Source organism: Nonomuraea sp. NPDC049709 (assembly GCF_040674815.1).
GTDB lineage: Bacteria > Actinomycetota > Actinomycetes > Streptosporangiales > Streptosporangiaceae > Nonomuraea.
Window position 1 is genome coordinate 137,143 of the sequence record NZ_JBFANM010000019.1, and the last position, 20,094, is coordinate 157,236.

Sequence of the window (20,094 nt, forward strand, 5' to 3'; positions counted from 1 at the left end):
AGGTATCCATGTGACGACCCGGCCGGGCCCGGCGCTTACCGAAACCGGCCGGAACTACAACCCCAGCCTGCCGAGCCCGGGCAGGTGAACGCGGGCCGCGGCACGCGCGTCGGCCGCCGAAGGTTGCGCGCGCGCCGCGCCGGCCGCCGTCCGGCACTGCTCCAGCGTGTGCGCGGCCAGCCCGGCGCGGACGGCCGCCAGCGCGGACGGCGCCATCGACAGCGAGGTCACCCCGAGACCGGCCAGCACGCAGGCCAGGGCCGGATCCGCGGCCGCCTCCCCGCAGACCCCGCACGGCTTGCCCACCCGCGCCGCGGCCTGCGCGGCCATGGCCACCAGGTCGAGCAGCGCCGGCTGCCACGGATCGTGCAACGTGCTCACGGCGCCGAGCTGGCGGTCGGCGCCGAAGGCGTACTGGCTCAGGTCGTTCGTGCCGATCGAGACGAAGTTCACCCTGGCGAGCAGGTCGCGGGCACGGAGCGCGGCCGCCGGGACCTCGATCATCACGCCGACGTCCGCCAGGCCCTTCTCCCGGCACTCCCGGGCGAACCACGCGGCCTCCTCGGCCGTCGCCACCATCGGCGCCATCACCTGCAGCCCCGCGCCGGCGACCTCCGCCAGCGCGCCCAGCTGCGCGTCCATCACCTCGGGGAACTTCCGGAACGTGCGCAGGCCGCGCTCGCCCAGCGCCGGGTTCGGCTCGGTGGGCGCCGGCAGGAACGCCAGCGGCTTGTCCGCGCCGGCGTCCAGCGTCCGCACCACCACCTTGCCGCCGGGGAACGCCTCCAGCGCCGCATCGTACGCCTGCCGCTGCTCCTCTGCGGAGGGCGGCTCGGCGCGGTCGAGGAAGAGGAACTCGGTCCGGTAGAGCCCGACGCCCTCCGCTCCCGCCGCCACGGCGGCGTCGAGGTCCGCCGGGCTGCCGACATTGGCCAGCAGCGGCACCGGGTGCCCGTCGGCGGTCGCGCCGGGACCGGTCCACGACGCGAGCACGGCCTGCCGGGCCGTGGCGGCGCCGACCGCGTCGGCCACGTCGGACTCGGCGGGCTCCACGCGTACGTCGCCGGAGGTCCCGTCCACCATCACCTGGACGCCCGGCGGGATGCCGGTCGCGCCCGGGCAGGCCACCACGGCGGGCACGCCCATCGCCCTGGCCATGATCGCGGTATGGCTGGTCGGGCCGCCCTCCTCGGTGACGAACGCGACCACGTGCTCCCTGGACAGCAGCGCGGTGTCGGCGGGGGCGAGATCCCTGGCGACAAGCACGTACGGCTCCGCGGGCCTCGACGGCAGCGCCGGGATGGCCTGCCCGTAGAGCAACGCGATCACGCGATCCCTGATGTCGCCCAGATCGGCGGCCCGCTCGCCCAGATATCCGCCGGACCCGGCCAGCACGTCCCGATATTTCGTGAAAGCTTCGAAGACGGCCCTGGGAGCGGCCAGGCCGCGGTCGATCAGCGTCCTCACCTTCACGACCAGCCCCGGGTCCTCGGCCATCAGCGCCTGGGCCTTGAGGATCTCCTCGGCCTCGCCGCCCGCCTGGTTGCCGCGGGCCTCCAGCTCGCCCGCGACCCGCGTGAGCGCGGTCATGGCGCGCTCTTTCTCCTGCTCCGCCTCACCGGTGTAGGTGGCGCCCTCGGGGGGTTCGGGCACGGAGACGGTCAGAACGTAAGAGGGCCCGTGCCCGATCCCCGGGCTGACCCCCACCCCCCGCAGGTTCATGGCGTACTGGCGATCGTGGCCAGCTCGTCGAGCACTTCCTCGGCGCCCTCGCCCTCCGCGGAGATCACCACGGTCTCGCCCTGACGGACGTCGAGGGCCATGATCGCGAGGATGCTCTTGCCGTTGACCGGGCCACCGCCGTGGGACTTCGCCACCGTGATGTCCATCGGGGCCAGCTTGGCCCGCGAGACGAACGTCGCCGCGGGACGGGCGTGCAGCCCTACCTCCGCCGCCACGGTGACCTTGCGCTCACCCATCGTGCCGCTCCTCCTTCTGTGCCGGTCCAGACCACCCGGACCTGTGGACGTCAGCGCCGGCCGCTCGGGGCAAATCAGGCGCTTCTCTATTGTGCCGGGCCTATTGTGACGGGTCCGGCCCAATACGGAGGCAGCGACCGGCGTCACATCGAAGCCGGCCGGAGCGGCCACTATTCCCATCTGAAGAGCTCGTCTCCCGCGTGCACCGCGCCCTCCCGGACCCCGCTCAGGGCCTCGGAGAACGCGTCCAGCGCGACCACGGGGCAGACCGGCGAGCGGCCGCCCGCCTCGATGACCGCCGGGTCCCAGGCGACGACCGGCTGCCCGGCGCTCACCCTGTCGCCCTCGGCCGCCAGCAACTGGAACCCCTTCCCCTTGAGCTGGACAGTGTCGATGCCCAGGTGCACCAGCACGCCCTTGCCGTCGTCCCCCACGATGACGTACGCGTGCGGGTGCAGTTTCATTATTTTTCCCGCTATGGGGGCCAGGGCATTCCCGGGCCCCCGCAGCGGATCGATCGCCGTTCCCGGCCCGACCAGGCCCGCCGCGAACACCGGATCGGGCACGGCGGCCAACCCCACAGCTGCCCCCTCAACCGGGGCGAGAACAGTCGTCATGGTCTCGCCCTTAGCCGATGATGTCCTCGATGTCGCTGGCGATCGTGTCCGCCTCCGGTCCGACGACGACCTGGACCACGTTCCCCGCGGCCATCACGCCATGCGCGCCGGCCGCCTTCAGCGCCGTCTGATCCACCTTGGCCGCGTCGCGCACCTCGGTGCGCAAGCGGGTGATGCAGGGCTCGATGTCGATGATGTTGTCGGCGCCGCCCAGCCCGGCGATGATCGCATTCACATCCGCCGCCATCCGGTCCTCCCTAGGACTAGCACTCTGACCAGGCTAGATCAGTCGGTCTGGGTGACCTTGTTCAGGCCGCGCGGCGCGTCGGGGTCGATGCCGAGCCGGCGGGCCAGCGCCTCGGTGAGCAGCTGCCCCGGCACGATCAGGCCCATGGGGGCCAGCCACTCGGGCAGGTCGGGGCCGTTCAGCGCGGCCGTACCGGCCTGGGCGAGCGCGGTGCCGCCCCCGATCGTGTACGCCGCCGCCCCCGCCGCCACGACCCGCTCGGCCAGCGCGACCGTCCCCTGCAGCGTGGGGCTGTTCTCGGAGGCCACCAGCAGCGCCGGCGTGTCGGCGTCCACCACGGCGATGGGGCCGTGCAGCAGGTCGGCGTACGACAGGCCCATGGCGTGCAGGTAGCAGGCCTCCTTGAGCTTCAGCGCGGTCTCCAGCGCCGTCGAGAACGCCAGCCCTCGCCCGGACACGACCACGCCCGGCTTGTCGAGCAGCCCCTCGACCACGGCGTCCAGGTCCCCCGGCTCCGCGACCAGCTTCTCCACCGCCTCGGGCACCCGCTGCAGCTCGTCCGCGTCGACGTCCGCGCCCAGCCCGATCGCGAGCACCGCCAGGGCCGCGAGCTGCGTCGTGTACGTCTTCGTGGCCGGGACGGCCTTCTCCTCGCCCGCCACCGTGCACAGGGCGACGTCGGCCGCCTGCGCCAGCGGGCTGTCCGGGCCCCCGTTCGTGATGCCGACGGCCTTGGCCCCGCAGTCCTTGGCCCAGGTCAGCGTCTCGACGATCTCCTCGGTCCGCCCCGACTGCGAGATGGCGACCGCCAGCACGCCATCCAGGTCGAGGCGGCGCTTGTACGTGGTCGCGATCGACGGCGCGGCCAGCGCGGACAGCCGCCCGGCGTGCGATTCGACCAGGTAGCGCCCGTACACTGCTGCGTTGTCGGAGGTGCCACGTGCGATGAACAGCAACTGGCGAGTCTGCTCGCCCATGGCCTTGATCTCATCGACTTTGGGGAGCAGGGAGTCCAGCGTGGCCCGCAGCGCGGTCGGCTGCTCGGCGATCTCGCTGCGCATCTTGGTGGTCATCTCGGGCTCATCCCTCAACTCATTGCGGTTCAGACTTGACCGTCTTTCGCGACATGTGGTCTAGTCCGGACTAGACCAGTACGAACCATAGCCCATTGCCCAGGTAGTGACGAGGGGAGGATCCGTGGCGCACATCGATCCGGACAGCCCGGTGCCCAAGTATTTCCAGCTTCGCGAGATCCTGCTGGACCTCATCGACAGCGACGAGCTCAGCATCGGGGCGGCCATCCCGTCCGAGCGCGAGCTCTGCCAGCGCTTCGGCCTGTCCAGGATGACCGTACGGCAGGCCGTCGACCACCTCGTGTCCGAGGGCCGCCTGCACCGCGTGCCCGGCAAGGGGACGTTCGTCGCCCGGCCGAAGATCGAGCTGGCCCTGCAGCTCACGTCGTTCACCGACGACATGCGGGCGCGGGGCATGATCCCGGGCTCGCGCGACCTCGACCGCCGGATCGTGCGCGCCAGCGCCCATCTGGCCAAGGAGCTGGGCATCCAGCCGGGCGAGGAGGTGCACTTCATCGAGCGCCTGCGTACGGCCGACGGCGAGCCGCTGTCCATCGAACGGGCCCACATCCCGGTCAAGCTCGCCCCGGACCTGGCCGACTACGACTTGTCGGATAAATCACTGTATGAGCTGCTGGAGAGCCGCTACGGGCTCGTCATGGACGCCGGGGAGCTCACCATCGACGGCGGCATCGCCGACCCGAGCGACGCCGACCTGCTGAAACTGCCGCGCGGCGGGGCCGTACTGCTGCTGCAGCGCCGGTCGTTCTCGGGCGGCGCCTGCGCGGAGCTGGGCGTGTCCACGTACCGCGCGGACCGCTACCAGCTGCGCACCCTCCTCGAGATGCCCTCCAGGCGGAGCTGACACCCGACCGGTCCTTCACCGCCGCCACCCCTACCCCCTCGGAGAGTCCCGGAGAAACCCGTTCCCCGCGATACCCGGCTCCCGGAGGATCGAACCCAGAGTCCAGTCCTGGCCCCACAGGCCCCGGAGGAACGACCGGTGAACGAGACCACCGCCGCCCGGCCTTCGCCGTTCGCTCGCGTGATGACCGTGCTCCAGCGGCTGGGCCGCTCCCTGATGCTGCCCATCGCCGCCCTGCCGGCGGCCGCCCTGCTGCTGCGCTTCGGCCAGCCCGACATGCTCGGCTCCAACGGCGCCGAGCCGGGCGGGCTGGCCGACGTGGCGGGCCTGGCCTGGATGAACCAGGTGGCCGACGTGCTGGCGGCAGCCGGGGCCGCGCTGTTCGAGAACCTGCCGCTGCTGTTCGCCGTGGGCGTGGCCATCGGCTTCGCCCGCAAGTCCGACGGCTCCACGGCCCTCGCCGCCGTGGTCGGCTACCTGGTCTTCGACCGGGTGACGAAGGTGATGTTCTTCGGCTCGGACATCCGGGACACCGTAAGCATCAAGGAGGTGCAGGACCAGGGCATCAAGGAGATCATCAACTACGGTATGCAGAACCCCACCAAGGTCCTCGGCGGCATCGTCATGGGCCTGGTCGCGGCGTTGCTCTGGCAGCGCTTCCACCGCATCAAGCTGCCGTCGTGGCTGGCGTTCTTCGGGGGGCGGCGCTTCGTACCGATCATCACCTCGATCGTGGCCCTGCTCATCGGCGTGGTCTTCGGCTGGCTCTGGCCGGTGATCGGCGAGTGGATCCGGCACGGCGGCGAGGCCCTGACCGCCATCGGCCCGATCGGCACCGGCATCTACGGCCTGATCAACCGCCTCCTCATCCCCCTGGGCCTGCACCACTTCGTCAACTCGGTGGTCTGGTACGTGGTGCCACAGTGCGACGTCGGCGGCCGGGTGCTGGGCGGCGACTGGAACTGCTACTTCGGCGGCGCCCCGCACTCGGGCCAGTTCATGGCCGGCTTCTTCCCCGTCATGATGTTCGCCCTGCCGGCCGCCGCCCTGGCGATGTGGCGCGCGGCGCCCAGGCACCGGCGGGCCACGGTGGGCGGCATCATGTTGTCGGCGGGGCTGGCGTCGTTCGTCACGGGGATCACGGAGCCGATCGAGTTCGCCTTCATCTTCGTGGCCCCCCTGCTGCTGGTGGTCCACGCGATCCTGACGGGCCTGGCGATGGCCCTGACCACGCTGATCGGCGGCCAGCTCGGCTTCGGCTTCTCCGCCGGACTGCTGGACATGCTGCTGAACGCCAGCAAGTCGAACACCGAGAACCTGCCCGGCATCCTGCTCCTGGGCGTGATCTACGGCGTGCTCTACTACGCCGTGTTCACGTTCCTGATCCGCAGGCTCAACATCCTGACCCCCGGCCGGGAACCCGAGCCCGACCTCGACTCCGGCGAGACCTAGCGGCGTTTCCCGCGGAACCGCCAGGGGGTAGTAACCCTCCAACCCCCGCGTCACGAACGGACACACCTGCCGCGGGGGGTGACCAGGACCATGCGCGCAGCCTGGTCGTCATCGACCTTCGCCGTGCTGCAACGCATTGGCCGCTCGCTCATGATGCCCATCGCGGTGCTCCCGGCCGCGGGCCTGCTCTACCGCTTCGGCCAGGACGACATGCTCGGCAAGGACGGCCTGGGCGGCACCCTGCCCTGGCTCCTCCCGGTGGCCAGGGTCATGGCCGCGGCCGGCGGGGCCCTCTTCGACAACCTCCCGCTGCTGTTCGCGGTGGGGGTGGCGATCGGCTTCGCCCGCAAGTCCGACGGCTCGACGGCGCTGGCGGCCCTGGTCGGCTACCTGGTCTTCGACCACGTGACCAAGACCCTGTTCTTCGAGGCGGGGCACGGCGCGGTCTACACCAAGGTCGCCGTGACCCTCCAGAACGGCGCACCCACCCTCAACGTGGGCGCCCCGAACCCCACGGGCGTGCTGGGCGGCATCCTCATCGGCATCACGGCCGCCCTCCTCTGGCAGCGCTTCTACCGCCTGAAGCCGCCCGCCTGGCTGGCCTTCTTCGGCGGCCGCCGCGCCGTGCCCATCATCACCGCCGTCGCCGCCCTGGTCCTGGGCGTCGCCTTCGGCCTCCTCTGGCGCCCGGTGGGCGACTGGCTGGCGGAGGTCGGCGACTGGCTCTCGGCCCACGGCACGGCCGGGACCGGCATCTACGGCGTGGCCAACCGCCTGCTCATCCCCGTCGGCCTGCACCACTTCCTCAACACCATCGTGTGGTTCACCCTCCCGGAGTGCCACGCGGGCGTGGACGGCGCGACTCGAAACGCGGCGGGTGACCTGAACTGCTATTTCGCCGGCGAGCAGGGGGCGGGCATCTTCATGACCGGCTTCTTCCCGGTCATGATGTTCGGCCTCCTGGGCGCCGCCCTCGCGATGTGGCGAGCCGCCCCACCGGCCCGCCGCCCCGCCGTGGGGGGCATCCTGCTCTCGGCCGCCCTGACGGCCTTCGTCACGGGCATCACCGAGCCCCTGGAGTTCGCCTTCATCTTCGTCGCCCCCGCGCTCTTCGTCCTCCACGCCCTCCTGACGGGCCTGTCCATGGCCCTGATGGCCGAGCTCGGCGCCCGCCTGGGCTTCACGTTCTCGGGGGGCGCCATCGACCTGCTGCTGAACGCCGGCAAGTCCAACACGCACGGCCTGGGGCTGATCATCCTGTTCGGCCTGGTGTACCTGCTTCTCTACTACGCCCTGTTCACCCTCCTGATCCGCGCCCTCGACCTGCCCACCCCCGGCCGCGAGCCCGATCAGGAAAGGGACGTTACCCAAATCCATGAACCGACTGACCAAAACGGTTTGGGATAGCCCCAGACCTCACTGATCAGGCCCGCAACACCCTGGCACCCCCAGGAGAGGGAATCCAACTTCCCACAACCTTCCCCCGCAAAAACGCACGAAGTCGGCCACCGACCGCAGAAGTTGGCGCGATTTGTATTCCTGAGCCGGGCCGAAAACTCCTTATATCGATTCTTTCTTCACCCAAGGAATTGGAGGATTGCGTGTCCCCGGCACCCCGCATCGGCCTCACCCCCGCCCCCGAGCCGTCCCACGACGAGGAGCGACCACCGCGGACCCCGGCCACCCAGGGCGCGCTGGCCCTGGACACCCGCCCCCTGGTTTGGGGCCCGCCGGGCGCCATGCCCGACGAGCGCAAGCTCCGCCACCTCGGGCAGGCCCTGGCCGAGGTGCTCGCCGGTCGCCGCCCGCCCGAGACCATGGCCGACCGGCTCACCGGCCGTGCCTACCGGGAGCTGGTGAGAGCCGGCCGGATGATCAACGCCAGCCGGCCCCCGTTCGCCGGGAGCGTGCACATGAAAGAGCCCCGCGACGGCGCCATAGAAATGTGCGTCCTCGTGCACTGCGGCGACCGCGACCACGTCCTCGCCGTACGCCTGGAAAGACAGGGACTGCAATGGCTGTGCACCGACTTCGAAACGGCGTAGCGGACATGCGACCCCAATAAAAAGACCCCCACCTGGAAAGTGGGGGTCTTCGAAGCAATTCGGATCAGGCCGCGTGCTTCGGGTCTCCGTGGCAGCGCTTGTACTTCTTGCCCGACCCACACGGGCAAGGCGCGTTGCGCTCCACGTTCCCGTACGCCGCCCGCTCCTCCTGCGTGGTGCGGACCTTCACGTGCTCGACCTCACCCTGCTCGCCGGGGGCGGAGTATTCGAGCTCGGCGGGCCGCTCCGGCCCCCGCAGCCCGCGCGCGATGATCGAGCGGGTCTCCGCCAGCACCGCGTCCTCTTCCTCGACGATCGGGTTTTCCTGGACCTCCACCTCGAGGTTGAACAGGAAGCCGACGGAGTCCTCCTTGATGCCCTCGAGCATCGCGGCGAACATCTCGTAACCCTCGCGGGCATATTCGATCTTCGGGTCCTTCTGCGCGTAGGCCCGCATGCCGATGCCCTCGCGCAGGTAGTCCATCTCGTAGAGGTGCTCGCGCCACTTGCGGTCGAGGACCGAGAGGATCACGCGGCGCTCGAGGTCACGCATGGTCTCGGCGCCGAACTCCTCCTCGCGCCGGTCGTAGGCGGCCAGCGCGTCGGCCTTGACCTTCTCGCTGATGAGCTCGGCGGTCAGCTCCTCGCGGCCGCCGGCCTCCTCGATGAGGTCCTCGGTCCGGACGGAGACCGGGTAGAGCTCCCCGAACGCCTTCCACAGCTTGTCGAGGTCCCACTCCTCGGCGAAGCCCTCGGCCGTGGCGCCCTGGACGTAGCCCTGGATCACCTCGCCGACGAAGCCGCGCACCTGCTCGTGCAGGTCGGCGCCCTCCAGCACGCGGTGGCGCTCGGCGTAGATGACCTTGCGCTGGCGGTCCATCACCTCGTCGTACTTCAGAACGTCCTTGCGGATCTCGAAGTTCTGCTGCTCGACCTGGTGCTGGGCGGAGGCGATCGCCTTGGAGACGATGCCGGACTCGATCGGCTGGTCGTCGGGGATCTGCAGCCTGGTCATGATCATCTCGACGCGGGCCGAGTTGAACAGGCGCATCAGATCGTCGCCGAGCGACAGGTAGAAGCGCGACTCGCCGGGGTCGCCCTGACGGCCGGAGCGGCCGCGGAGCTGGTTGTCGATGCGGCGCGACTCGTGCCGCTCGGTGCCCAGGACGTAGAGGCCGCCGAGCGCGGTGACCTCGTCGTGCTCGGCCTGGACCGCCGCCCGGGCCTTCTCCAGCGCCTCGGGGTAGGCCTTCTCGTATTCCTCCGGCGTCTCGACCGGGTCGAGGCCGCGCTGGCGCAGCTCGAGGTCGGCGCGGAACTCGGAGTTGCCGCCGAGCATGATGTCGGTGCCTCGACCGGCCATGTTCGTGGCGACGGTGACGGCGCCCTTGCGGCCCGCCTCGGCGATGATCGACGCCTCACGCGCGTGGTTCTTCGCGTTGAGCACCTCGTGCGGCACGCCGCGCCGCTTGAGCGCCTTCGACAGCCGCTCCGACTTCGCCACCGAGGTGGTGCCGACGAGCACCGGCTGGCCGGCCTCGTAGCGCTCCTTGATGTCCTCGACCACCGCGTCGAACTTGGCGTCCTCCGTCTTGTACACCACGTCGGCCTGGTCCTTGCGGATCATCGGCCGGTTGGTGGGGATGGGGACGACGCCCAGCTTGTACGTCTGGTGGAACTCGTTGGCCTCCGTGGCCGCCGTGCCGGTCATCCCGGCCAGCTTGTCGTAGAGGCGGAAGTAGTTCTGCAGGGTGACCGTGGCGAGAGTCTGGTTCTCGTCCTTGATCTTCACGCCCTCTTTGGCCTCGATGGCCTGGTGCATGCCCTCGTTGTAGCGGCGGCCGTGCAGGATGCGGCCGGTGAACTCGTCGACGATCAGGACCTCGCCGTCGGAGACGATGTAGTCCTTGTCCTTCTTGAACAGCTCTTTGGCCTTGAGCGCGTTGTTCAGGAAGCCGACGAGGTGGGTGTGCTCCGGCTTGTAGAGGTTGTCGATGCCGAGCCAATCCTCGACCTTCTCGACACCGGCCTCCAGGATGCCGACCGTGCGCTTCTTCTCGTCGACGATGTAGTCGCCGGTGCTCTCCTCGCCCGGGTTCTTCGCCTCGACACCCCTGCGCAGGCGCGGGACGATCTTGGCGAACTCCTGGTACCACTTGCCCGACTGCTCGCCGGGGCCGGAGATGATCAGCGGGGTGCGGGCCTCGTCGATCAGGATCGAGTCGACCTCGTCGACGATCGCGTAGTTGTGGCCCCGCTGCACGCACTCCTCGAGCGACCACGCCATGTTGTCGCGCAGGTAGTCGAAGCCGAACTCGTTGTTGGTGCCGTAGGTGATGTCGGCTTGGTATTGCTTGCGCCGCTCCTCGGACTGCTGGCCGGAGATGATGCATCCGACCTCGAGGCCGAGGAAGCGGTGAATGCGCCCCATGGTCTCCGCGTCACGCTTGGCCAGGTAGTCGTTGACCGTGATGACGTGCACGCCCTTGCCGGAGATGGCGTTGAGATAGGACGGGAGCGTACAGGTCAGGGTCTTGCCCTCACCGGTCTTCATCTCCGAGATGTTGCCCAGATGAAGGTTGGCGCCACCCATGATCTGCACGTCGTACGGTCGCTGGCCGAGCACGCGGCGGGACGCCTCGCGCACGGTCGCGAACGCTTCGGGAAGCAGATCGTCGAGGGTTTCGCCGTCCGCATAGCGCTGCTTGAATTCGTCCGTCAGCGCACGCAACTCCGCGTCGGACAGGCTCGTGAAGTCGTCCTCGATGGAGTTGACCTGGTCTGCGATCCGCTTGAGCTTGCGCAGGATCTTGCCTTCGCCGGCACGTAGGATCTTGTCGAGAATGGCTGCCACTTTATGTAAAGCTCCTCGCAGGTCTACCCCGGCGGCGCCGCCAGGAGGAGAGGCCGAGACAAACTTCCCCGTTGCCATCGTAGGCGGTTCCGCAACCAGACACAGCCACCGTGACGACGTGGGCGCGGAACCTGTCTGGGAGAATGGGGCAAGGCAGAGGGTATGCCGGTTGAGCGCCGGCTCGCACCAATATGCGGGATATCCGGCAAAGGAAGGATTAGTCATGGTTGAGGGGAAGAAGTCGGAGCAAACGGAGAATCTCGGCAGCCACGGGGGGCGCGCGTCTTCGTGGCTCGCGGTGACCGTGATGCTGGTGGGAACCGTCGTGGCCGGCTTCGGGCTGACTGCCGCCAACTGGACGCTCGTCTGGATCGGCGCCGGGGTGTTCGTCGTCGGCGGCGTCCTCGCCCTCGTCTTCGACATCTTCACCGATGTCGTGATCGACGCGCCCCGCGTGGGCATGCGCGCCGAAGATCACCGCTGAGCAGGCTCCACCGGCGGGCGCCCGACCCCGGGCCGCCCGCCGTTTCCATGCCCGGCCCCGGATCGACACGCACGGCCCCACCCCGGCCCCGGATCGGCACGTGCGGCCTCGCCCCAGGCCCCGTTAGCACCTGCCTCCGGCCCCGTCGGCACTTGCCCCCGGCCCTGTAGGCGCCGCCCCGCTCCCGTCAGCGCCCGCCCCGCTCTGACAGCGCCGGTCCGTTCCTGACGGCACCTGCTGGGCTCTGGCGGCGGCCGTCGCCGCCCTGGCGGATTCCGGGCGCCGCCCTGGTGGCCTTCCGGCGCCGCCCTGGCGGATTCCGGGTACCGCCCTAGTGGCTTCGGGCGCCGCCCTGGTGGCACCAGCCCGATTTTCTGTCGGTGCCCGCCGCTAGATTGCTCGCATGCATCGCCGTACGTACACGCAGACATGACCGGTGCGATCGACCTGACCCCCGATGAGGCGCGCCGGGTCGTCCTGCGCTCTCAGGGCTTCGTCGGCGCCGAGGCGCGCAAGGGCGGGGTGCGGGCCATGCTGCGCAGGCTGGGCGCCGTGCAGCTCGACACGATCTCGGTCCTGGCCCGCTCCCACGAGCTGGTCGCGTACGCCCGCCTGGGCGCGGTGGGGCGCTCCGACGTCGAGCGCGCCTACTGGCACAACCCCGCCCAGAGCTTCGAATACTGGTGTCACGCCGCCTGCATCCTGCCGATCGAGCACTGGCCGCTCTATTCGTTCCGCCGCCGGGCGTTTCGCGAGCGGCGTTATCGCTGGCACGAGGTCCCCGACGGGGTGGAGAAGCTCCTCGACCAGGTCCGCGAGTCGGGCCCGCTGACCACCTCCGACGTGGGCGGCGCCAAGAACGGCGGCCCGTGGTGGGACTGGTCCGAGTCGAAGATCGGCCTGGAGTGGCTGCTCGACATCGGTGAGCTGGTCTGCACCCGCCGCGTGGGCTGGCGCCGCGTCTACGACCTGGCCGAGCGTGTCGTCCCCGCCGACCTCCTGGCCGAAGACCTGTCCGACGAGGAGTGCGTCGTACGCCTGGCCGGCATCGCGGGCCGATCGCTGGGCGTGGCCAACCGCACCGACCTCATCGACTTCCTGCGCCTCAAGGGCCGCTACGCGGCGATCCTCGACGAGGTCCTGCTCAGCGGCGCGGCGGGCCTGGTGCCCGTGACGGTGAGCGGCTGGCCGGGCAGGAAGGGCCTGGCCAACGCGTGGGCGGACCCGGCGGCCCTGGAGTCGGAGCCGCGTGGCCGGCACCGCACGACGCTGGTGTCGCCGTTCGACTCGCTCATCTGGCACCGGGGGCGCACCGAGCGGGTGTTCGGCTTCACGTACACGCTGGAGCTCTACGTCCCCAAGCACAAGCGGGTGCACGGCTATTTCACGATGCCGGTGTTGTCCGGGGGCCGCCTGATCGGGCGTGTCGACCCCGCTCGCGAGGGCTCCACGCTGGTGGCCAGGCAGCTCAGCCTGGAGCCCGGCCTCTCGGCCGCCAAGTGGGCCGACGCATTACGGGAGGCCCTGTGGTCGGCGGCCGAGTGGGTGGGCTGCGACGCCGTACGCGTCGAACGCGCCGACCCCCCGGAGCTGCTCCCGATCCTGAACGCCCCTCGCCCGACCTGAGCCGGCCCGGCCTCGCCGCCCAGCCGGCCCCCATCCGGACCAGGGGTCGTCTGAGCCGGGCCGGGACTGCCGAGCTAAGCCTCCGGGCGTGGCGGGCCAAGCCGACCGGGCGCTGAGAACGATCGGGTGCCAAGCCGAACCGGCGCTGAACCGAACCGGTCGCCGAGCAAGCCAGGCGCTGAGCCGAGCCGGGCGCTGAGCCGACACCGGATGCCAAGCCAAACCGGCGGGCGTCGAGCAGGCCGGTCGCTGAGCCGAACCGGCGGGCGCCGAGCGAATCGGGCGCTGAGCCGGGCAGCCGAGCGAACGCGGGCCGCCCGCCCTGCGAGGCGGATCAGGCCCAACCGTCCCGTCTGAGCCGAGCCGGGTCAGGTGATCTCGAGCATCCGCTCCCGTACCGCGTAGACCACGGCCTCCATGCGCGAGTGAAGCTGAAGTTTGTCGAGGATGTTGCGCACGTGGTTCTTCACGGTGTTCTCGGAGATGAACAGCTGCTTGGCGATCTCGCGGTTGTTCATGCCCTTGGCCACCAGCCGGAGGACCTCCATCTCCCGTTCGGTCAGCCGGGGGACGGGGAGCTGGGGAGGCCGCTCGGCCTCCTTGCGGCTCATGTTGGCGAACTCGCTGATCAGCTTGGCCGCCATCGCCGGGTTGATTAACGACTGGCCTTCGTGCACGCCGCGCACCGCGGCGGGGACGTCGTTGATCTGGACGTCCTTGAGCAGGTAGCCGGTGGCTCCCGCCTTGATGGCCTCGAAGAGGTCTTCTTCTTCGTCGCTGACCGTCAGCATGATGATGCGGGTGCTCGGGACAGAGGCCTTGATGCCCTTCGTCGCCTCGATCCCGTCCTGCCGGGGCATGCGTACGTCCATGAGCGCGACGTCAGGCATGAGGCGATCGGCCAGTTCGACCGCCTCCTGCCCGTCGCTCGCCTCACCGACCACCTCGATATCGGGCTCAGCGGCCAGCGCCAGCGCCAGGCTCCGCCTGATCAGCTCGTGATCGTCAACGATCATCACGCGGATCGGCTCGCTCGCCGGCGTGCGGACCTCGCCAGACTCGGTCACGAGGCCTCCTCGATCCGCCTCGCGACGGTCCACCTCGCGACGGTCCGCCTCGCGCCTGCCTTTCCCTCGCTTCGCTCGCTCATCTCTACCTGACTGAGCTCGCTCACGTCTCCTCCTCGTCGGGGGGCCAGAGCCGTTGAACCGCCATGATGGCATGTACCGGCGGTTCTCGGGTGGTCGAGAAGATCTTTTAGCGCGCGATCAGGGCTCTACGAGCCGCAACACGCCGTAGTTGTAGCCGCGTCTGTTGTAGACGACGCACGGCTGGCCGCTCTCCTTGTCACGGAACAGGTAGAAATCGTGTCCGACCAGCTCCATCTCCAGCAGGGCCTGGTCGATGGTCATGGGTTCCGCTCGGTGGAACTTCTCCCGCACGATGAGCGGCCCGTCGCCGTCCATCTCGATCGGGACGATGTCGTCGTAGAGCTGGTCGCTCTTCTGCTGCAGCTCGTCCTCGTCGGGCTCGGCCTGCTTTGGGACGGTGGGCTGCGTGGTGGGCGCGAGGTCGGCGACGTCAGGGAGCGTCGCGGTGATCTGCGCCACCGAGGGCGGGCAATGGTTGCCGTGATGGACCTTGCGCCGGTCGGCCAGCCGCCGGAGGCGGCCTTCCAGCTTGTCGAGGGCCATGTCGAGGGCTGCGAATCGGTCGTCGGCCGAGGCCTCGGCGCGAATGGCCGGTCCTCGCGAGTGAATGGTGAGCTCTACGCGCTCTCGCTGACCGGCGAGGCGCGGATTGCGTTCCTTCGACACCTCCACATCGACTCGGATGAGTTTGTTGTCCAGACGTTCGATCCTGGCCAGCTTGGTCGTCACTTGGTCTCGGAACCGATCACTGACTCCTGTGTGCCGGCCCTTGACGATGATGTCCATGCAACAGCCCCCCTTCGTCTAACGACTGAGCAAGAGCGCCCGACGATGTGCATGTCGGACGGGGTCTTCTGTCTGCCTTTCTGTCACCGTTACCCTCTTCCGACTCGGCGTCACCGGGAACTCGGGCGGCACCCGCCCGGCCGACCTGGTCTTCGACCCCACATCCGCCTGCTGAGGGTTTCGCAGCTCTGATGCCACTACTGCCCTTCTCTTCTGACGGGGGACATCTGGACCCCCGGGAAGGCAGGACTTACCCCTAAGCCGCACCGTGATCGGTCGACAAAGAGTCGCCTTACGTGGACCGTTTTGCCTGCGGCTGGCATCGGCTAGCAGAGCCGGGAACCCCGACCCTGCGCAACCACGGACCCGAACGGGTGCCATGTCAGAACGCTATCCGCATCCAGCACGAATGTCAGCCGGAGCATCGGCCAAAGGATCACTTTCCGTGATTTTCGTGGGGTTGGTAAGCGCCTTCCGATGCCCTATTTAACCGATCGGCATCCCTTATGAGGGTGGGCCTCCCGTCCACTGAGCAGCCCCACCGCCGCCCCAAGGGAAGTGACATGTGGCCTCCAGGCTAGTATCACGATTTGGATCTTTCTTTACTCACCGTCACCGTAATGAGTTTCAAGATCTTCGGCGTGTCGCGCCCGCCGTCACCGCCAGCGGCACCACGACCCCGTGTGCCCGCAGGGCCCGGGCTGCCTCGGCGAGGGTCGCGCCGGTCGTGACGATGTCGTCCACGAGCAGCGCACGAGCCGCTGGAGGGGCTTTCGCGGCCGGTCGCACCTGAAGTGACCCGGCGAGGTTGGAGCCTCTCTCGGCGGAGCTCAGGCCCGCCTGGTCCGCCACCCGCCTGGTCTGCCCCAGCCCCGCCCACACCACGGCCCCCAGCCCGAGCCCCCGCAGCCGTGCGGCGACCAGCGTCGCGAGCCTGCCCACGGGATCGTGCCCCCGGGCCCGGACGCTCCGCCGCGTGCTCGGCACCGGCACCACGGCGAACCGCCCGCCCGTCCACTCGGCGGCTTGCCCTACGGCGAACCGCCCGTCTGCCCACTCGGTCGCGTGCCCGACGACGAACCGGCCGCCCGTCCACTCGGCCGCGTGCCCGAGGGCCGCCACGACCGTCCGGGTCACCGCCTCCGCCAGCACCCCCGCCAGGGACACGACGCCCCGCTCCTTGTAGGCCACGATCGTCCTGCGCACGACCCCCTCGTAGGGGGCCGCCGCCCAGCAGTCGGGCAGCCCGGGCGGCGCGGGCCTCGGGACACGCCTGGCCGGGGCGCCGGTCAGGGCGGTGAAGCAGCGCGCGCAGCACGACGCCCCCTTGGCGCCGCACCCCGCGCAGGAGGGCGGAAGGACCAGATCGAGTACGGCGTTCAGCACGCGGCCCAGCATGCCCCCCGCCACCGACGATTTCCGCCGGCACCTCGACGGATCAGCCCAGGGGGAACAGTGGGGCGCCGGCGCCGGAGTCGATCTTGGGGGCCCAGGTCTGCCGGTCCTGGCCCAGTTCGATGAGTTTGGTGCTGTTGTCCGCCTTCGCCTCCGCCAGCACCCGGTCACCCAGGGCGGCCAGGGACACGAGCCGGTCCTTCAGCGGCACCCCGGTGGTCTCCCCGTCGCCGACGTTGATCTCGCTGAGGATCTGCCCGGCCTTGCTCTCCACCAGCACGAGCACGTGCTCGTCATCCCCCCAGACGACGTCGAGGATCTCGTCGCCCTCCTCGGTCGTGGTCAGTGACTGGAGGTTGCCCAGCGTCGCCCCCGCGCCCTCACCGATCAGCGCGCCGATCTGGACGGTGTTCTTCCCGATGGTCACCACCACCCGGACCCCGTCCCTGGCGATCCTCAGCCGGGTGACGTCGAGCCCGTCCAGTTGCTCGGGCACGCCGACCTGCACGGTCCGCCCGCTGCCGGGGTCGTAGCGCAGCAGGGCGGCGTTCTTGCGGTCGTACGTCCACAGGGACCCGTCGCGGTGCCAGGTGGGCGGCGTGAGGTCCGAGCCCTGAATGACCTCCTGCCAGCGTCCCTCCTGCGTCAGGGCCGCCACGGAGATGCCGGTCGAGGTCCTGGCGGCGACCAGGCCGTTGCGCTCCTTGGAGAGGGCGAAGCCGGAGTAGCCCTCGCGCGGCTCCCCCGCCGCGCCCGCCACGGCGCCCCCCGGGCCGTCCTTGCCCAGGTACTGGATCGCGCCCTTGCCGACGTAGTAGGCGGTGTCACCGCTGTCGTCGAGCCAGTTCTCCTCGGAGTTGGGCCGGTCGATGACATATTGCTCGCCGTCCACCTGGACCTCGATGATGCGGCCCTTGGCGATCTCGTTCATGTTGAGGCTGTACCGGATCTGGGCCCTCAGTTTGGCCTCGGCGCTCAGGTCGCTCAGGTCGAGCGGGCCGGACAGGCTGATCACCACGCGCTCCTCGCCCGACCTGATCGACTCGATCTCGGTCCCGGACGGGAAGCTGGAGGTCACCGCGCCCTGCAGGGCCCCGGTCGGCGGCTTGAGCAGGCGTTCGAGCACGGTCTGCGCGAAGGTCTCGGTGGTCTTCAGCCGCAGGCGTACACGATCGGCGACCAGCCGGTCCTGCAGGCCCCGGTTGAGGTAGTAGAGGTTCGTCGGCCGGTACGCCCGCGCCACGTCGGCGGCGGTGAGCAGGAGCCCGGAGGGCAGGTCGTTGACGCGGTAGCCGCCCTTCGGGTCCTTGACCAGCTCGTACGGCTTCACCCACGGCCCGGCCGTCGGCGCGTACGAGTCGTCCTGGTTGATGATGGCCGCATAGCGACCCTTGAGCGTGACCTTCTGCGTCGTCTCCGTGCCGTCGCGCGGAGGGGGCGGCACGACCTCGTAACCGTCCTCGATCACCGTCACGGGGCCCGAGGCCGAGTCCTTCCACTTGGACAGGGCCGTGGGGGTCAGGTACTGCTCCAGGATCGACGGGTCGTCCGGATAGGCGGCCATCGCGGCCTGCAGGCCCCTGATGGTCTCCTCGGTGCCCCAGTCGCGCTGTGGCGGGATGGCGATCATGCGCTGGAACGACTTGCTGAGGGGGTCGCCGCCCCCAGCGTCGTTCACGGTGTACGGGCCGCTCACGGGGATCACGGTGCAGCCCGAGCCCGCGCAGACCACGGCGGCCACGATCGCCACCGCCATGCCGAGCCGCCTAGTCCTCGTCATGCCCGGCCCCGTCTCCCGTCGCCGGCAGCAGCACGGGCGTCATGGCGGTGCGCCACGTACGGCGCATCTCGATCTCGGGCGGCACCAGCGACAGGGGCGAGCCCTTCAGGTCGATCCCGGCCGACCGGGGCAGCGTCAGCCGGAACTGCGAGCCCTCGCCGGGCTGCCCCCACGCCTGCAGCCAGCCGCCGTGCAGCGTGGCGTCCTCGCGGGAGATCGCCAGCCCGAGGCCGGTGCCGCCGATGGTCCTGGCCCGCGACGGGTCGGCCCGCCAGAACCGGTCGAACACCATCGTGTCCTCCCCGCCCTTCAGCCCGATCCCGTGGTCGCGTACGGCGACGGCCACCGCGTCCCTGTCGGCGCCCACGGTGACCACGATGTCCCGGCCCTCGCCGTGCTCGATGGCGTTGAACAGCAGGTTGCGCAGGATCCGCTCGACCCGCCGGTTGTCGATCTCGGCCATGCACGGCTCGTTGGGCAGCCTGAGCTCGAAGCGGGTGGCGTGCCGCTCGGCCAGCGCCTCGGAGTCGCCGATCGCGCGCAGCACCACGTCGCGGATGTCCACGGAGTCGAGGTCGAGCGTGGCCGCGCCCGCGTCGTAGCGGCTGATCTCCAGCAGGTCGGCCAGCATCGACTCGAACCGCTCCAGCTGCGCCTGCATGAGCTCCGCCGAGCGGGCGGCCATCGGGTCGAAGTCCTCGCGGGCGTCGTACAGCAGGTCGGCGGCCATGCGCACGGTCGTCAGCGGCGTGCGCAGCTCGTGCGAGACGTCGGAGACGAACTGCCGCTGGACCTGCGAAAGCTCCTCCAGCTGATGGATCTTCAGCGCCAGGTTGGCGGCCATCTCGTTGAACGAGTTCGCCAGCCGGGCCAGGTCGTCCTCGCCGCGCACCTTGAGCCGCTCGTCCAGCTTGCCGGAGGCCAGCCGCTCGGCGGCCTGGCGCGCCAGGCGTACGGGGGTGACGACCTGCCGGGCGACCAGGTACGCGATGGCGGCCAGCAGCAGCACGAGCCCGAGGCCCACCACGACGATGGCGAGCCTGACGTTGGACAGCAGCTCCTCTTCCTCGTCGAACGGGAAGAAGTGGTAGACCTCGTAGTCCTCGCCGCTCATGGGCAGGTGCACGACGCCGGCGACCACGTACGTCAGCCTGGGCTGGCTCTCACCGGCGAACTTGATCGACCCGGTGTACCCGACGGCTTTGTCGTACTTGTACTCGCGGATGTTGCGCTGCAGGTTCAGCCGGAGCCCCCATGGCACGTTGGCCGGGGTCACGCTGCCCGACGCCCGGGACTCGCCAGGTGTCGTCAGGTTGAGGATCAGCACCTCGTAGCGCTTCTCCGAGCCGCCCTCGCCCGAGCCGGTGATGGTGTCCATGACCTCGTCGAGCGGGATGCCCGAGCCCTGCTTGCCACTGTCGGCGGCCTTGGCCGGGTCGTCGGCCTCGGGGGCCAGCGCGTCGGCGATCTGCAGCCGGTCGGCGAACGCCTCGCTGCTGGAGGAGCGCTGGCTGCTGTCCACGACCGACTTGTTGATTTGGCCGAACAGGAACGTCCCCAGCACCACCACCACGATGACCGAGATCACCAGCGTGCTGGTGACCACCTGGAGCTGCAGCGAGCGCCGCCACGCGCGGCGCGTCCTGCCTGCCGCGCGACGTACCCGCCGGCGAACTCCGCCGAGGATCTGGCGGAGCGTGCGTCGGCGGGATCTCTTCTTCTTCGTCGGGGGCATGGCAG

Annotated in this window: 17 protein-coding genes; 6 read left to right on the top strand and 11 right to left on the bottom strand. The window is 69.9% G+C overall.

Annotated features, from left to right (window positions below; all coding sequences use genetic code 11):
• Window positions 1-54 precede the first annotated feature (54 nt).
• From ptsP to AB0J69_RS20965, 5 genes are all read right to left on the bottom strand, one after another.
• Complete coding sequence (gene ptsP / locus AB0J69_RS20945; protein ID WP_364119405.1) at window positions 55-1,722, bottom strand: phosphoenolpyruvate--protein phosphotransferase; 1,668 nt, start codon at window positions 1,720-1,722, stop codon at window positions 55-57.
• Window positions 1,719-1,979 (bottom strand): HPr family phosphocarrier protein, encoded by a 261-nt coding sequence (locus tag AB0J69_RS20950; protein ID WP_364119408.1) that lies wholly within the window; start codon window positions 1,977-1,979, stop codon window positions 1,719-1,721. The genes ptsP and AB0J69_RS20950 overlap by 4 nt, the downstream gene beginning before the upstream one ends.
• 170 nt (window positions 1,980-2,149) lie before the next feature.
• A complete protein-coding gene (locus tag AB0J69_RS20955; protein WP_364119411.1) occupies window positions 2,150-2,596 on the bottom strand; it encodes a PTS glucose transporter subunit IIA in 447 nt (148 codons plus the stop codon).
• A 10-nt stretch (window positions 2,597-2,606) separates the two neighbouring features.
• Window positions 2,607-2,843: a PTS glucose/sucrose transporter subunit IIB gene (locus AB0J69_RS20960; RefSeq protein WP_364119414.1), complete on the bottom strand. Its 237-nt coding sequence runs from the start codon at window positions 2,841-2,843 to the stop codon at window positions 2,607-2,609.
• A 38-nt stretch (window positions 2,844-2,881) separates the two neighbouring features.
• Window positions 2,882-3,916, bottom strand: coding sequence for an SIS domain-containing protein (locus AB0J69_RS20965; RefSeq protein WP_364119417.1), 1,035 nt, complete (start codon window positions 3,914-3,916; stop codon window positions 2,882-2,884).
• Window positions 3,917-4,040: 124 nt separating this feature from the next.
• Between AB0J69_RS20965 and AB0J69_RS20970 the strand changes: the two genes are divergently transcribed.
• From AB0J69_RS20970 to AB0J69_RS20985, 4 genes are all read left to right on the top strand, one after another.
• Complete coding sequence (locus AB0J69_RS20970; protein WP_364119420.1) at window positions 4,041-4,781, top strand: GntR family transcriptional regulator; 741 nt, start codon at window positions 4,041-4,043, stop codon at window positions 4,779-4,781.
• 138 nt (window positions 4,782-4,919) lie between these two features.
• Window positions 4,920-6,233, top strand: coding sequence for a PTS transporter subunit EIIC (locus tag AB0J69_RS20975; protein ID WP_364119422.1), 1,314 nt, complete (start codon window positions 4,920-4,922; stop codon window positions 6,231-6,233).
• Window positions 6,234-6,323: 90 nt separating this feature from the next.
• Window positions 6,324-7,640 (top strand): PTS transporter subunit EIIC, encoded by a 1,317-nt coding sequence (locus AB0J69_RS20980; RefSeq protein ID WP_364119425.1) that lies wholly within the window; start codon window positions 6,324-6,326, stop codon window positions 7,638-7,640.
• Window positions 7,641-7,834: 194 nt separating this feature from the next.
• Window positions 7,835-8,278, top strand: coding sequence for an Rv3235 family protein (locus AB0J69_RS20985; RefSeq protein WP_364119428.1), 444 nt, complete (start codon window positions 7,835-7,837; stop codon window positions 8,276-8,278).
• Window positions 8,279-8,342: 64 nt separating this feature from the next.
• Here the strand turns inward: AB0J69_RS20985 and secA are convergent, their stop codons facing one another.
• The gene (gene secA, locus AB0J69_RS20990) at window positions 8,343-11,132 is read right to left on the bottom strand and encodes a preprotein translocase subunit SecA (protein ID WP_364119431.1); all 2,790 of its coding nucleotides are present in this window, start codon (window positions 11,130-11,132) and stop codon (window positions 8,343-8,345) included.
• Between the two features lie 223 nt (window positions 11,133-11,355).
• Here secA and AB0J69_RS20995 point away from each other — a divergent pair, with 223 nt between their 5' ends.
• A complete protein-coding gene (locus tag AB0J69_RS20995; protein ID WP_364119434.1) occupies window positions 11,356-11,616 on the top strand; it encodes an HGxxPAAW family protein in 261 nt (86 codons plus the stop codon).
• A gap of 429 nt (window positions 11,617-12,045) precedes the next feature.
• Complete coding sequence (locus tag AB0J69_RS21000; protein WP_364119437.1) at window positions 12,046-13,242, top strand: crosslink repair DNA glycosylase YcaQ family protein; 1,197 nt, start codon at window positions 12,046-12,048, stop codon at window positions 13,240-13,242.
• A gap of 368 nt (window positions 13,243-13,610) precedes the next feature.
• Here AB0J69_RS21000 and AB0J69_RS21005 read toward each other — a convergent pair whose 3' ends face one another.
• From AB0J69_RS21005 to mtrB, 5 genes are all read right to left on the bottom strand, one after another.
• Entirely contained in the window at window positions 13,611-14,258 is a 648-nt protein-coding gene (locus tag AB0J69_RS21005) for a response regulator transcription factor (RefSeq protein WP_364119511.1), read from the bottom strand.
• A gap of 252 nt (window positions 14,259-14,510) precedes the next feature.
• Window positions 14,511-15,179, bottom strand: a complete 669-nt coding sequence (gene raiA / locus AB0J69_RS21010) for a ribosome-associated translation inhibitor RaiA (protein WP_364119441.1) — start codon at window positions 15,177-15,179, stop codon at window positions 14,511-14,513.
• 627 nt (window positions 15,180-15,806) lie between these two features.
• Window positions 15,807-16,565 (bottom strand): phosphoribosyltransferase family protein, encoded by a 759-nt coding sequence (locus tag AB0J69_RS21015; protein WP_364119444.1) that lies wholly within the window; start codon window positions 16,563-16,565, stop codon window positions 15,807-15,809.
• Between the two features lie 52 nt (window positions 16,566-16,617).
• Window positions 16,618-18,354: an LpqB family beta-propeller domain-containing protein gene (locus AB0J69_RS21020; protein ID WP_364119447.1), complete on the bottom strand. Its 1,737-nt coding sequence runs from the start codon at window positions 18,352-18,354 to the stop codon at window positions 16,618-16,620.
• Entirely contained in the window at window positions 18,341-20,089 is a 1,749-nt protein-coding gene (gene mtrB / locus AB0J69_RS21025) for an MtrAB system histidine kinase MtrB (RefSeq protein WP_364119450.1), read from the bottom strand. The genes AB0J69_RS21020 and mtrB overlap by 14 nt, the downstream gene beginning before the upstream one ends.
• Window positions 20,090-20,094 lie beyond the last annotated feature (5 nt).